Genomic DNA, 13,092 nt, shown 5'->3' with positions numbered 1-13,092 from the left:
GGCCTGACGGGGGATGGGCCTGACATTCCAGGCCCGCACGGCATGGCATCCCCGGGCCGGCACCCCGCCGTCCCAGATGCTACCAGGCCCAGCCGGGAGGACACCGCGTTGCAGGCTCGCCCGATCCTGTCCCGCCGCCAGGGGCTGCTGGCCGGCCTCGGCGCCATGGCCGCCGCCTTGCCCCGCCCCGGCCAGGCGATGCTGCCGGCAGTCGCCACGCTGCTGGTCCCGGGACCGGAGGATGGCGCCTTCGCCCGCTTCGCCGGCCGCCTCGCCACCTCGCTCGGCCGCGGCGCCACCACAGCGATCTCGCTCCGTAGCACCGTGCTCGGCGGGCCCGACGGCGTCACCGCCGCCAACCGATTTGCCACCGAAGGCGCGCCGGATGGCCGCACCTTGCTGGTCCTGCCCGGCCTCGCGGCGCTCGCCCGCATGATCGGCGACCCGCGCGCCCGGTTCGACGCCGCTGGCTGGCTGCCGGTCTGCGCCGCGCAGGGCTCGGCCGTGGTGGTGGGGCGGGCGGCGATGCCAGTCGCCGGCGCCGCGCCGCGCTTCGGCCTGGCCGGGCCGGACATGCCGGGCGCTGCGGCGTTGCTCGGCTGCGACCTGCTCGGCCTCGCCGCCAGCCCGGTCATGGGCGCCGCGCCGCTGCGGCTGGAAGCGGCCCTGGGCCAGGGCATGGTGGAGGCCGCGCTGCTGGTGGGCGCCGACCTGCCGGCCCGCATCGCCACCATCGGCGCACGGCCCTGGTTCACGCTGGAACCGGCCGGGCTGCGCGACCCGCTGCTGCCCGAGGTGCCCTCGCTGTTCGACCTGCCGCTCGCCGGGCCGCCGGAGTTGCGCTCGGCGGCCCTGGCCGCGGCCGGCTGCGCCCGGCTGCAGGCGGCGCTGGTGCTGCCCGCCCTGACCCCGGCCAACCTGGTCGCCGCTTGGCGCAGCGCGGCGCAGCGCTGGCTGGACGAGGAGACGAAGCTCGGCTGGGCCCCGGGAATCCGGCCGCTGTCGGGCGCCGAGTCGGCCCCGGTGCTGGCGGCGCTCAACGCCGCCCCGGCGGTCTCGCTGGCCTATCGGGAATGGTTGCTGCGGCGGCTCAACTGGCGCGCCGACTGAGGCCAGGCGCATGAGGGATGACCCGTCGTGCGCCTGAAACGCCGGCCGGGCCGCATCCGCCGCCCTTGGCTTCGCCTGACCGACGGCGGTGTCCATTCAGGCGCCTGGCCCTTGGGATCTCACGGCGGATCTTCGCGTGCCAAGTATGGCACTCAGCCGTCCGGCTTCTCCGCCGACCGCCAGGCCTGCAGCTTGCGGTAGATCGTCGACGGATTGATCTCGAGGAGTGAGGCGGCCCGCGGCACATCCTGCCGGGTCTGCTCCAGCGCCGCCATGATCAGCCGCTTTTCCATCTTCCAGAGCGGCTGGATCTCGATCGCGGCAGGCGACGGCTCCGGCGGCGCCGAGGGTGACCAGGCGGGCACCAGCGATTCCGGCACCGACCAAGCGGGGGCCGGCGCGGGCGCCAAGACGGGTTCGGGCAGCGGTTGCGGTAGGACGACCGCCAGCGCCGCCGGCGGCGCCGCCGGGACGGCCCGCGGCAGGGCACGTAGCAACATGGCCGGCAGCATCGCCGCCTCCAACCGCTCCCCGTCATGCATCACGACCGCGTTGCGGACGGCGTTCTGCAACTGCCGCACGTTGCCCGGCCAGGGGTAATCCCGGATCGCCGCCTCGGCCTCCGGCGCCAGGCCGCAGAAACGCTTCTTCTCCTCCCTGGCGAAGGCCTGCAGGAAGGTGCGGGCGATCAGCACCGGGTCGCCTTCGCGCGCCCGCAGCGGTGGCATTTCGATCGGCACAACGTAGAGCCGGTAGTAGAGGTCCTCGCGGAAGCGCCCCGCCTCCACCTCGGCCAGCGGGTCGCGGTTGGTGGCGCAGACGAAGCGGACATCCACCTTCTCCGGCTTTGAGGCGCCGACCGGCTGCAGGGTCCCGGTCTGCACGAAGCGCAGCAGCTTCACCTGCATCTCGAGCGGCATCTCGCCGATCTCATCCAGGAAAAGCGTGCCGCCATCCGCCTGGCGGGCGGCGCCGATCCGGTTGTCGGTGGCGCCGGTGAAGGCGCCCTTCACATGGCCGAAGATCTCGCTCTCGAGCAGGTCGCGCGGGATGGCGCCGCAGTTCAGCGCGACGAAGGCACCGCGCCGCTCGCTGACCTTGTGCACCGCCTCGGCGGCCAGTTCCTTGCCGGTGCCGCTCTCCCCGGTGATGAAGATGCTGGCGCGGCTCTTCGCCACGCTCTCGATCGTCCGGTAGACCGCCTGCATGGCGGCGGAAGCGCCGATGAAGCCGTGGAAGCGGTCGCGCGCGGCGCCCGACCGGGCCGCCCTGAGCTCGGTCTCAAGTGCCCGGTTCTCGATCACCAGACGCCGCTTCTCCATCGCGTTCTGCAGCGTGAAGACCAGCTTGGCCTTGGGATAAGGCTTGGGCAGGAAGTCGGTCGCCCCCCACTTCATCACCTCGACCGCGGTGGTCATCGAGGCATTGGCGGTGATGACGATGATCGCCGCCTCGAAGCCCTCCTGCCGCAGGGTCTTCAGCACGTCGAGCCCGGAGCCGTCCGGCAATTCGAGGTCGAGCAGGATCGCGTCGGGGTCCCAGGCGCGGGCCTGTTCCAGCGCGGCAGCGGCAGTCTCGGCCAGACGGAGGGTGTGGTTCAGCTCCCGCAGATGCGCCTTGGCCACCTCGGCCTGGGTCGGGGTGTCCTCGACCAGCAGGATGCGGCCGCCGGGGGTGGTCATGCCGGGGTCATGGAGCGGCGGAGTCGTCGCCCGCACGGGCGGCGAGCACCGCCAATTCCTGCAGCGCGGCGGCCGCTTGGGCGCGAATGATCGGCACCATCTGCGCCGGCGGCATGCCGGAACGCGGATCCATCGCCACCCGCGCGGTGCGTTCCAGCATCACCGCGCCGACCGCGGCGGCGGCACCGGCTAGGCTGTGCGCGACGCGGCGATAGGCGTCGAGGCTGCCGGCCAGCCCGGCGCGCTCGAGTTCCGCCGCGAGGCGACCAAGGTCGTCCTCGAAGGTCTCGACAATGCGCCGGAAATCCTCCGGCGGCAGGTCCTGCGCCAGTTGCTCGGCGATGCTGGGGTCGAGTGCGCTCACCCCCCATGCGTCGCATTTGCCGCAGCGATGGTCAATCGTGAGATAAAGTTCGTGTAAACTAACGTTGTGCCCAGGGCGTGCGCTGCCATAGCCCGCGGTAATCGGCCTCCTGCGCCCGCAACCGCGCGAACCAGGCCTCCCCGGGCTCCCAGGAAGGCTCGGTGAAGCGGTCTTCCAACTGCTTCACGAATTCCGGGTCGCGGGCGATGTCCTCGGTCGCCTCGCGCAGCCGGGCGAGGATGGCAGGCGGTGTGCCGACGGGCGCCACCACCCCGCGCTCGGAGGCCATCTCGACGGGGAAGCCGAGCTCCTTCAGCGTCGGCACGTCGGGGCGGAAGCGGCTGCGCACCGCGCCGCCCTGCGACAGGATGCGGAAGCCGTCCGGCACCTGCAGGACGGCGCCGAGGTTGAGCCCCATGCAGTCCACCTGCTTGCCGAGGATGGCGGTGCGCAGCTGCGGGTCGCCCTGGAAGACCACATGGGTCATGCGGATGCCGGTCGCCGCCTGCAGCAGCACCAGCTGCAGGTGGTCGTCGGTGCCAACCCCGGGGGAGGCGTAGGTGAGCTGGTCCGGCTTCGCCCGCGCCGCGTCCAGCAGGTCCCTGAGGCTGGCATGGGGGCTTGAGGCAAGGACGGTGATCGCACTCGGATCCTTCACAAGGTTGCCGAGCGGGGCGAAGTCGTCGAGCTTGAACTGCGCCTGCCGCTCGATCGGGATGGTGATCAGGCTGGGGTAGTTGGTGGTGCCGAGGGTATGGCCGTCCGGCTTCGCCCGCACGACGCTCGACAGCGCCAGCTCGCCGCCCGCGCCGGGGCGGTTGGTGACGACGACGGTGCCGCCGATCCGCTTCTCCAGCGCCCGCGCATAGCTGCGGGCGTCGAGATCGGTGCCGCCGCCGGCGACGAAGCCGACGACGATCTCGACCGGCCGGTCGGGCCAGCGGGGCTGGCCGAGCGCCGGGGCGGCGAGCAGGGCGCCGCCGGCCGCCAGGACTGTCCGGCGGGTGGTCATGCCGCCTTCCCCTCGTTCGAGTCGCGCCAGGCGATCAGCCGGCGGAGGCCCTCCTTCATGTCCACCTCCGGCTTCCAGCCGATCGCCGCGAAGGCCGCCTCGTGCGCGATGCGGAAGGCGCCGCCGCTGGTCAGCCGGACCTTGCCCGGCGCGTTGCCGACGAAGCGCGGCGCAGGGCCGCCGCCCGCGAGCTCGGTCACCATCTCGACAAGTTGCAGCGTCGTCATCGGGGCGGGGCCGGAGGTATTCACCGCGACGTCGGTCGCCGCGCTCTCGAAGGCCATGCGGTTGGCCCGCGCCAGGTCGCCGACATAGACGAAGTGCTTGGTCTCGGAACCGTCGCCGAAGACCTCCGGCGACTCGCCGCGGCGCACCTTCTCCAGCGTCTCGATGATGTAGAGCGCATTGGCGGCGCGGTAGTGCTGGCGTTCGCCGTACACGGTGGAATAGCGCAGGACGACATAGTCCTGGCCCCATTTGCGGTGCGCGTCGCGGCAGAGCTGCTCGCCGATGATCTTGGTGGCGCCATACAGGATGGCGGCCGGCGGGGCGCCCTGGCTGTGGAAGGGCGTGCTTTCGACCAGCTCGCCGGCGACGCCCGGCCCGTAGCCGTAGGTGGCGTTCGACGATGCGAAGACCACCTTGGCCACCTTGCTGGCGCGGCAGGCCTCCAGCGCGTTCTGCACGCCGCGAATGTTCACGTCGAGCCCCGACCAGGGGTCGCGGTCCATTGACAGGGTCATGTAGGCGGCGAGCTGCAGCACGCCCGCCATGCCCTCGGTCGCCCGCAGCAGGTCGGCCATCCGCATGACGTCGCCGCGCACCAGCCTCAGCCGCGGGTGGTCCCGCAGATGCGCGATGGCGGCGTCCGACCCGAAGGCGAAATTGTCGAAGAGCACCACCTCGGCCGCGCCATGGTCCAGCAGCTCCGCGGCCGTCGCGGAGCCGACCAGGCTCGCGCCGCCAACGATGCAGAAGCGGTTGCCGGCGATCGGCACGGCTGGGTTCCCTGGCATGTCTCTCTCCTGCAGGCTTGCTTGGCCGGCATCCAAGCGCGGCGCGGGGTCCAGGGGAAGGGGCGGCGCCGGGCGGCTTCGGCCGCCGCACCCGCCACCGACGAGTCATCCGTCGGCCGCAGCCCGGGCAATGGCACCCTGCCCGTCCTGCCCGGCGAGCCGCCGCTTCGGCGGCGGAGGCGGCCGCGGCGGCAGCGGCAAGGGCGCCTCCGCGGCGCAGCCGAGACAGAGACCGAAGCGCCGCAGCGCGGCGCGCGGGTCGGGCGGCTCGGCCAGGGTGGTCCAGGCCGCGACCAGGACGACGGCGACGACCAGCGGCTCGAAGGGCGAGCCGGTGCGGCAGAAGGGCAGCGCCCAGGTGCCGCGCATCGGCCAGAGCAGCCGCAGGCCCTGCGGCGTCAGCAGGTCGCCCAGGAGGTGGCTGAGATAGCCCGCGACCAGCGGCTCCGCCCAGCGCGGCGGCAGGACACCCTGCCGCAGCAGCCAGCCGCAGCCGAGCAGGGCGAGCAGCGAATGGGTGATGCCGCGATGGCCGAAGATCCGCGCGACGATGTCCGAGACCGGCCGCAGCCGCCGCCCGACCCAGCTCTTCGGGTGGTCGATATCCGGCAGCAGCCCGCCCAGGACCGCCAGCGCGAGCGCCTCGGGGTCCAGCGGCGGCCGGCCGAGATGGGGGGCGGCCGCGATCCAGGCGGCGGCCCCGAGGGCGACATGGGAGCCCGCCAGCATGGCGGTGGGGACCTTCCGCCCGCGATGGGCGTCGAGAGCGGGGCGCAGATTGCGTCCCAAGATTCCCCACTAACGCACGGAATGTCCAATCTTTTCCGCCGGACTCAAGCCCGGGCAGGCTTTCGCTCCGGAGCGATGCGCTCGAAGGCCAGCACCTTGGCGACGAAGGGTTCCGGCAGCGGCGCCGGCACATGCGCGCCCAAGGTGACATTCACGTAGGTCAGCCGGCCCTCGACCAGCAGCGCATCCTCGCGGAAGCAGCCCATGCGGAAGCCGAGGCTAGTGCGGCCGATCCGGGCGATGCGGGCGGTCAGCAGCAGTTCGTCGTCGTAGCGGGCGGAGGCGCGGAAATCGAGGCTGGCATTGGCCAGGACGATGTCGCAGCCATGCTTCGCCAGCCCGTCCGGCGCCTTGAAGCCGATGGCGCGCATGTACTCCGACAGCGCCACGTCGAAATAGGTCAGGTAGTGCGCGTTGAAGACGATGCGCTGCGGGTCGAGCTCCGCCCAGCGCACCCGCAGGCGGTGGGTGAAGGCGAAGTCGGTCAGGACGGAGGGGGCATCGCTCATCGCGGCAGGATGGCCTCAGCCCTGGGACAAGCGTTCGAGCGCCGTCAGGAAGCGCTCAGCCGCCAGCTCCGGCGGCCAGGGACGCCAGGGCTCCGAGTCGTAGAGCATGGCGAGCGGGTCGGCCGCCATCACCGCGGCGCGGATGCCAAGCGTCCCGCGCACCTCCTCCCGCGTCCAGCCGGCGACATGCACCGCCTCGGCCGCGGCGAGCGCGATGTCGCAGGACTTGTGCGCGCGCTTGGTCTCGGGCGTCCAGGAAGGCAGGGCGTAGCGCAGCGCGACGGCGCCCGAGAGCCGGTCCTGCAGCGCGGCGAAGCCGGCCCCGAGGAAGGGCTTCAGCGGCGAGATGCAGTCGAAGCCAAGCAGCCCTTCCTCGGCGTCGTGCAGCAGCTCTCGCCGCGCCTCCGCCTGCGCCAGGCCGCTCCTCGCCTTGGCCCGGCGCAGCGCCAGCACGGCCAGCGAATGCTGCGCGACCGATAGCGGCGCGCCGGGCCAGGTTGAATGCCCGCCCCAGCGGAAGGTGCGCGAGAGGCCGACCGCCAGATCCTCATCCGTCCAGTCGAAGGGCGTCGGCGCCAGCAGGTCGAGCCGGCGGCCGGAGGGCAGCCGGACCCAGGCGCGGGTGGCGGGGGATGGCTCCATTCAGAAACGCGGTGCGGAGATGTCGAACTCGTCCATCACCGCCAGGTCCTCGTTGAACCAGGAGGCGATGCCGGCGCGGCGCTGGCCGATGTATTCGGGCCGGCCGGCGGCATCGAGCCGCATGGTCAGGTCGTGCCCGGGGATCAGCAGCGTGCCCGGTACCTGCCGCCACAATCCCCAGATGCGCTCGAGGCTGGCATGGCTGGCGCCGGCATCCATGGTCATGTCGGTCGCCATCGACAGCAGCTCGGCGCGGTTCTTCGCGGCGTCGCCGGAGAAGACGATGGGGTGCTCGTTGCCTTCCAGCCGGTAGACCAGGCAGCCCGGCGTATGGCCGGGGCAGAGATGCGCGGTGAAGCCGTCGAGGAAGCGCTCGCCGTCCTCCAGCAAATGCAGCCTCGGGTGGCGCGCCAGGTCCCGCACGTAGAGCTCGGGCAGCGGGTTGAAGCCGGCGGGGACGCCCGTCGCCCAGTCCATCTCCGCCCGGCCGATCCAGACATCGGCATTGGGAAAGAGCGTATAGTTCACCGAATGGTCCCAATGGGCGTGGGTCAGCACCACGTCGGTGACGCTGGCCGGGTCGCACGCCGCGGCTTTCAGCTGACGGCCGAATTCGGGACGCACGGCGAAGGCGCCGACATCGATCAGGATCGTTCTGCCATGCCCGCGCAGCAGCGCGATCGTGCTCCAGCCCAGGCCGCCATGGCAGAGCGACTTCCCGGGATAGCCCTGGATCAGCACGTCGATCGCGTACATCGCGCATTCCCTCCCTCGCTCCCGCGAAGCGTCGCGGCGGCGGCGCGCGGCGTCAATCCGGCGGCAATCCCTTTGCCGCAATGCAGCGGTGCCGTAAGGACCATGTGATGACGCCCTCGCCTGCCCTGGTCGGACTCGGGCTCATGCTCGCCTCGACCACCGCCTTCGCCGGCATGGGCGCCTGCTTCCGCCTGGCAATCCAGGACGGGCTGCCGCTGCCGCTGGTGCCCTTCGCGCGCGGCGCCTTCACCCTGCTGATCCTCTCGCCCTGGCTGCTGCGGCATGGGGTGCCGGGGCTCGCGACGCGGCGGCCCTCGGGCCATGCGCTGCGCTGTGCGGCCGGGATCGCCAGCTTCATGCTGTACATCCTGGCGATCGCCTGGATGCCGCTGGCCGATGCGGTCGCCATCATGCAGGCCAAGCCGCTCTGGGCGCTGCCGCTGGCGGTGCTGCTGCTGGGCGAGAGGCTGCGGCGGGACCGCGTGCTGGCGGCGCTGCTGGGTTTCGCCGGCGTGCTGGCCATCGCCCGGCCGGACGGTGCGCTTTCACTGGGTACCGTCGCCGCGGTCGGCAGCGGCGTCACCGGGGCGCTGGTGATGATCACGCTGAAGCGGATGTCGGGGACCGAGCCGCCGGCGCGGGTGGTCGCCTGGTACGGCATCGCCTCGGTCCTGGTCTGGGGACCGGTCTCGGCCTGGGTCTGGGATGGGCCCTCAGGCCTCGCGCTCGCCTGCCTGCTGGCGGGCTCGGCCCTGGCGGTGCTGGGCGACATGCTGCTGCAGCTGGCGTCGCGCCGGGCGGAGGTCGGGTTGCTGGCGCCGATCGAGTATGCCGGCATCCCGATCAGTGCCGGCTTCGGGCTGATGCTCTTCGGCGAAGCGCCGGGCTGGGGCCTCGGCCTCGGCACCGCGCTGATGCTGGCAGCGACGCTCTGGCTGGCCCGCGGCGCGCGGCGCGGCTGAGGCGCAGCAGCCTCGCTCCCCCCCCCCGGCCCCTTGCGCCGACTCCGGGCACCTGGGCAAGGTCCGGCGCCATGCGCCTCCTGCACACCGCCGACTGGCATCTGGGCCGCACCCTGGGCGGCCATTCCCTGCGGGCGGAGCAGGAACACCTGCTCGGCGAGGAATTCCCCCGCTTGGTTGCCGACGCGGCGCCCGACGCCGTGCTCATCGCCGGCGATATCTTCGACCGCGCCGTCCCGCCGGCCGAAGCTGTGGAATTGCTGGACGACATCCTGCACCGCATCGTCATCGGACTGCGGATCCCGGTGGTCATGATCCCCGGCAACCATGACGAGGCGCGGCGGCTCTCCTTCGGCGCGCGGATGCTCTCCGCCGCCGGCCTGCATATCGGCGATTCGCCGCTCGGCCGCGTGGTCACGCTGCGGGATGCGCATGGGCCGGTCGCCATCGTCGCCGCCGGCTACGCGACGCCGCTCGGGCTGGCGCAGCATGCCGGGGCGGGCGATTTCGCCGACCACGATGCCGGCTTCGCCTGGCTCGCGCCGCAGCTGCACACGCTGTGCGGCGATACCGCCCGGCGGGTCCTGGTCGCGCATGCCTTCGTCGCGGGCGGCGCGGTATGCGACAGCGAGAGGGGCATCTCGGTCGGCGGCACCGGGCAGATCGCCGCCGCGCGCTTCGCCGGCTTCCACTACGTCGCGCTCGGCCACCTGCACCGGCCGCAGGCGCTGCTGAACGGCCGGCTGCGCTACAGCGGCTCGCCATTGGCCTATTCGACCAGCGAGGCGGGCCAGGCGAAGCAGATGCTGCTGGTCGAGATCGACGCTGCCGGCGGCGTGGCGACGGAGGCCATCGCGCTGGCGCCGCTGCGCGGCCTCCGCCTGCTGCACGGCGAATTCGCCGCCCTGCGCGCGGCCACCGAGGGCCGCGACGACTTCGTCGCCATCACCCTGACCGATGCGCAGCCAATCCCCGACGCGCAGCGCGCGCTGGCCGAGCTCTATCCCCGAATCATCGGCTTCGGCTATGCCGAGCAACCGCGCCAGCCCGGCCCGCTGGTGGCGCCGGACGGCGCAGCGCGGGCGCTGCGGCCCTTCGACCTGTTCGGCGAATTCCATGCGGCGATGCGGGGCGCGCCGCTGCCGGCGGAGGCGCATGCGGTGGTGGCGGCAGCGATCGCCGAGGCCGAGGCCGCCATCGCCTGATGCGCCCGCTGACGCTCACCATGGCCGCGTTCGGCCCCTATGCCGCGCGGCAGCAGGTCGATTTCGCCGCCCTCGGCGCGCATCGGCTCTTCCTGATCTGCGGCCCGACCGGCGCCGGCAAGACCAGCCTGCTGGATGCGATCTGCTTCGCCCTGTTCGGCGAGAGCAGCGGCGAGGAACGGCGCCCCGGGCACCTCCGCAGCCAGCACGCACCACCCGACCGGCGTACCGAGGTGGTCTTCGAGTTCGAGCAGGCAGGCACACGCTGGCGCATCACCCGCAGCCTCGCCTGGGACCGGCCGAAGCAGCGCGGCGAGGGCACCACGCTGGAGCGCGGCCGGCAATCGCTGCTCCACCTCGGCAGCGGCGACCAGCCCTTCGAGCGGGAGGCAGAGGTCACGGCGAAGATCGCCGAACTGCTCGGCCTCACCGCCGCTGAATTCCGCCAGGTCGTGCTGCTGCCGCAGGGCCGCTTCCGCGAATTGCTCACCGCCTCCCCGGGCGACCGGCAGGCGATCCTGCAGACCCTGTTCCGCACCGCCTTCTACGAGCATGTGCAGGAAGCGCTGAAGGCAGCCGCCAAGCTGGCGCGCGAGACGTTGCGCGACCGCGACACCGAGCATCGCGCCCTGCTCGCCCGCTGCGGCGCGGCCGATGCTGCCATGGCGCGGGAACAGCGCACGGCGCTAGCCGCCAGCCTGACCGCTGCCGTCGCGGCGCGCTCGGCAACGGGGCTGGCCGAGACCTTGGCCCGCCAAGCCGAGGAAGCCGGCCGCGATGCGCAGCGGCGCATCGCGGAACATCGCGCGGCGGCCGAGGTCCTGCAGGAGCTGGATGCGGCTGCCCCCGGCATCGCCGCCGACCAGGCGCGCCTTGCCCTGGCCCGCCAGGCCGACCGGCTCAGCGGCCTGCTGGCCGAGAGCGACGCCGCCGCCGCCACCGCCAGGACCGCCACCGCCGAGGCGGAGCGGGCGGAGGCACGCGCGGCCGAGGCGGCCGGACGGCTCGCCAGGGCCGAGGCGGCGCTGGCCGATGCGCCGGCGCGCGAGGCCTCGCTCCGTGCCGACCGCGCCGAGGCGCAGCGCCTGGCCCTGCTGGTGACGGAGGTCGCCGCGGCGGCCGAGTCGGCGACGAAGGCGGGCGCCGCGCGCCGTTTGGCGGAGCGGGCGGAGGCGGCGAAGGCGGCAGCGCTCGGTGGGGCGGCCGCGGCGCGGGCGGCGCGAACGGCGGCCGATGCCGCGCTGGTGGCGCGCCAGGCAGTCGCGGCGCAGCAGGACCGCCACCGGATGGCGGTGCAGGAAGCGACACGCCAGCGCCAGGCAGCCGAGGCGCTCGCCGATGCCGAGCGCGACCTGCTGCGGGCGCGCGAGGCCGCGGCGGCGTGCCAAGCCGCGCTCGGCGAGGCGCAGGCGGGCGCAACCGCGGCGCGCGAGGCCCTGGCCGCGGCACGGGCGATGCTCGCGGCCGACCAGGCGGCGCATCTGGCCCAGGCGCTTCAGCCCGGCGAGGCCTGCGCGGTCTGCGGCAGCCTCGATCACCCATCCCCGGCGATGCCGCGGCCGGGCGAGCTGCCGGCGATCGAGGCGGCCGAGGCGCTGGCCGCTGCGGCCGACCGCGCATCGGAGCAGGCCCAGGCGGCGGCGGCGCAGGCGGCCACGACCGAGCAGCTGGCCGAGCAGCGGCGGCAGCTGGTGGAAGCCGCGCTGGGCCGCGGCCTGCGCGATCGCGCCGCGCTGCTGGGCGCCGAGCGCGATGCGACCGAGGCGCTCGGTGCGGCCGGCGATGCCGCCGCCGAACTGCCGGCGCTGGAGGCCGCGTGCCAGCGGGCGCATGCGGCGCTGGCGACGGCCGAGGCCCAGGCCGAAGCCGCTGCAGCGGCGCTCGACCAGGCGGCACTCGCCGCCGCCGCGGCGCAGGCGACGCGCGACGACCGGCTCGCGCGGCTGCCGAGCCCCTGCCCCGATGCCGCGGCGCTGCAGCGCGACGCCATGGCCGCCACGGCGCGCGCTGATGCGGCGGAGGCCGGGTTGCGGCGTGCCCGGGTGGAGCTGGCCGAGGCCGGCGAGGAGGCGCGCGGCCGCATCGAGCGCGTCGGCGAAACCGCCGCCGCCGCCGCCACTGCCGCCGCCACGGCCGTCGCGGCGCGCGCGGCATTGGGCCAGGCCGCCCGCCTGGCGGGTTTCACCGACCCGGCCACGCTGCGCAGCGCCATGCTGTCCGCAGAGGCGCAGGACCGGCTGGCCGAGGGCATCGCCCGGCACGAGCAGGACTTGGCCGCCGCACGGGCCGTCGCGGCGGAGAAGGCGGCGCAGGCGGCGGGGCTGGCCCCGCCCGACCTGCCGGCCCTGGCCGAGGCGCTGGCCCTGGCCGCCGCCGCGGCGCAAGCGGCGGCGGAGACGGCGGTGCGGGCAAAAGGCGAGCTCGATGCCATGGACCGGCTGCTGGTCGACATCGACGCCGCCGCACGGGCCCTGGCGGCGGCCGAGCGGGCCCTCGGCCTGCGACAGAACCTGGCCGACCTGGCCGATGGCAAGGGCACCGGGCTCGACTTCGAGGGCTATGTTCTCTCGGCCCTGCTGGACAAGGCGCTGGAGGCCGCCAACCGGCATTTCGCCACCATGCTGGACGGCCGCTACGCGATCCGCCGGCGGGAGGAGGCGCGGCGGTCCGGCGGGCTGGATATCGAGGTGCTGGACCGCTGGAACGCGCAGCCCCGGCCGGCCGCGACGCTGTCGGGCGGCGAGGGCTTCTGCGCCTCCCTTGCGCTGGCGCTCGGCCTGGCGGAGACGGTGGCCGCGCATGCCGGGGCGCAGCAGCTGGATGCGCTCTTCATCGACGAGGGCTTTGGCACGCTCGACGCGGATACGCTGGAGACCGCGATCGGCGTACTGGAAGGGCTGCAGGCCGGGGACCGCTATGTCGGCGTCATCAGCCACGTGCCGGAACTGCGCGAGCGCATCCCGGCGAAGCTCGAGGTCACGTCCGGACGCAGCGGCAGCACCGCCGCCTTCCGGATCGGCTGAGCGCATCGGACCGGTTCAGGCC

12 protein-coding genes are annotated in these 13,092 nt (G+C 73.7%); 4 read left to right on the top strand and 8 right to left on the bottom strand.

The genetic code is table 11. The features are described 5' to 3' along the window. Nucleotides 1-108 precede the first annotated feature (108 nt). Nucleotides 109-1,110 carry a hypothetical protein gene (locus E2C06_RS07695; RefSeq protein WP_133288007.1) on the top strand — a complete coding sequence of 334 codons (1,002 nt, stop codon included), beginning with the start codon at nt 109-111 and terminating at the stop codon, nt 1,108-1,110. A gap of 152 nt (nt 1,111-1,262) precedes the next feature. On the opposite strand, the gene E2C06_RS07690 is transcribed toward E2C06_RS07695, so the two are convergent. From E2C06_RS07690 to E2C06_RS07655, 8 genes are all read right to left on the bottom strand, one after another. Continuing rightward, the gene (locus tag E2C06_RS07690; protein WP_133288006.1) at nt 1,263-2,792 is read right to left on the bottom strand and encodes a sigma-54-dependent transcriptional regulator; all 1,530 of its coding nucleotides are present in this window, start codon (nt 2,790-2,792) and stop codon (nt 1,263-1,265) included. A 7-nt stretch (nt 2,793-2,799) separates the two neighbouring features. Beyond that, complete coding sequence (locus tag E2C06_RS07685; RefSeq protein WP_165982263.1) at nt 2,800-3,156, bottom strand: Hpt domain-containing protein; 357 nt, start codon at nt 3,154-3,156, stop codon at nt 2,800-2,802. Nucleotides 3,157-3,214: 58 nt separating this feature from the next. Further along, the gene (locus tag E2C06_RS07680) at nt 3,215-4,168 is read right to left on the bottom strand and encodes a tripartite tricarboxylate transporter substrate binding protein (protein WP_133288004.1); all 954 of its coding nucleotides are present in this window, start codon (nt 4,166-4,168) and stop codon (nt 3,215-3,217) included. Next, on the bottom strand, nt 4,165-5,184 hold the full coding sequence (locus E2C06_RS07675; protein WP_133288003.1) for an NAD-dependent epimerase/dehydratase family protein: 1,020 nt from the start codon (nt 5,182-5,184) through the stop codon (nt 4,165-4,167). Before E2C06_RS07675 ends, E2C06_RS07680 begins: the two co-directional genes overlap by 4 nt. 105 nt (nt 5,185-5,289) lie before the next feature. Then, on the bottom strand, nt 5,290-5,913 hold the full coding sequence (locus E2C06_RS07670) for a metal-dependent hydrolase (RefSeq protein ID WP_133288002.1): 624 nt from the start codon (nt 5,911-5,913) through the stop codon (nt 5,290-5,292). A 104-nt stretch (nt 5,914-6,017) separates the two neighbouring features. Beyond that, nucleotides 6,018-6,482, bottom strand: coding sequence for an acyl-CoA thioesterase (locus E2C06_RS07665; protein WP_133288001.1), 465 nt, complete (start codon nt 6,480-6,482; stop codon nt 6,018-6,020). A 15-nt stretch (nt 6,483-6,497) separates the two neighbouring features. Continuing rightward, nucleotides 6,498-7,124, bottom strand: a complete 627-nt coding sequence (locus tag E2C06_RS07660) for a phosphohydrolase (RefSeq protein WP_133288000.1) — start codon at nt 7,122-7,124, stop codon at nt 6,498-6,500. Then, a complete protein-coding gene (locus tag E2C06_RS07655) occupies nt 7,125-7,880 on the bottom strand; it encodes an MBL fold metallo-hydrolase (protein WP_133287999.1) in 756 nt (251 codons plus the stop codon). It lies immediately after the preceding gene. Nucleotides 7,881-7,987: 107 nt separating this feature from the next. Here E2C06_RS07655 and E2C06_RS07650 point away from each other — a divergent pair, with 107 nt between their 5' ends. The 3 genes from E2C06_RS07650 (at nt 7,988) to E2C06_RS07640 (ending at nt 13,070) form a co-directional block, all read left to right on the top strand. Continuing rightward, entirely contained in the window at nt 7,988-8,842 is an 855-nt protein-coding gene (locus E2C06_RS07650) for a DMT family transporter (protein WP_133287998.1), read from the top strand. Nucleotides 8,843-8,913: 71 nt separating this feature from the next. Beyond that, the gene (locus tag E2C06_RS07645; RefSeq protein ID WP_133287997.1) at nt 8,914-10,047 is read left to right on the top strand and encodes an exonuclease SbcCD subunit D; all 1,134 of its coding nucleotides are present in this window, start codon (nt 8,914-8,916) and stop codon (nt 10,045-10,047) included. Beyond that, nucleotides 10,047-13,070, top strand: coding sequence for an AAA family ATPase (locus E2C06_RS07640; RefSeq protein ID WP_133287996.1), 3,024 nt, complete (start codon nt 10,047-10,049; stop codon nt 13,068-13,070). Before E2C06_RS07645 ends, E2C06_RS07640 begins: the two co-directional genes overlap by 1 nt. Nucleotides 13,071-13,092: the final 22 nt, after the last annotated feature.

The organism is Dankookia rubra, assembly GCF_004355005.1.
GTDB classification, from domain to species: domain Bacteria; phylum Pseudomonadota; class Alphaproteobacteria; order Acetobacterales; family Acetobacteraceae; genus Paracraurococcus; species Paracraurococcus ruber_A.
Note: the sequence above shows the minus strand (reverse complement) of the source record. Positions and strands in the feature narration are given on the sequence as shown.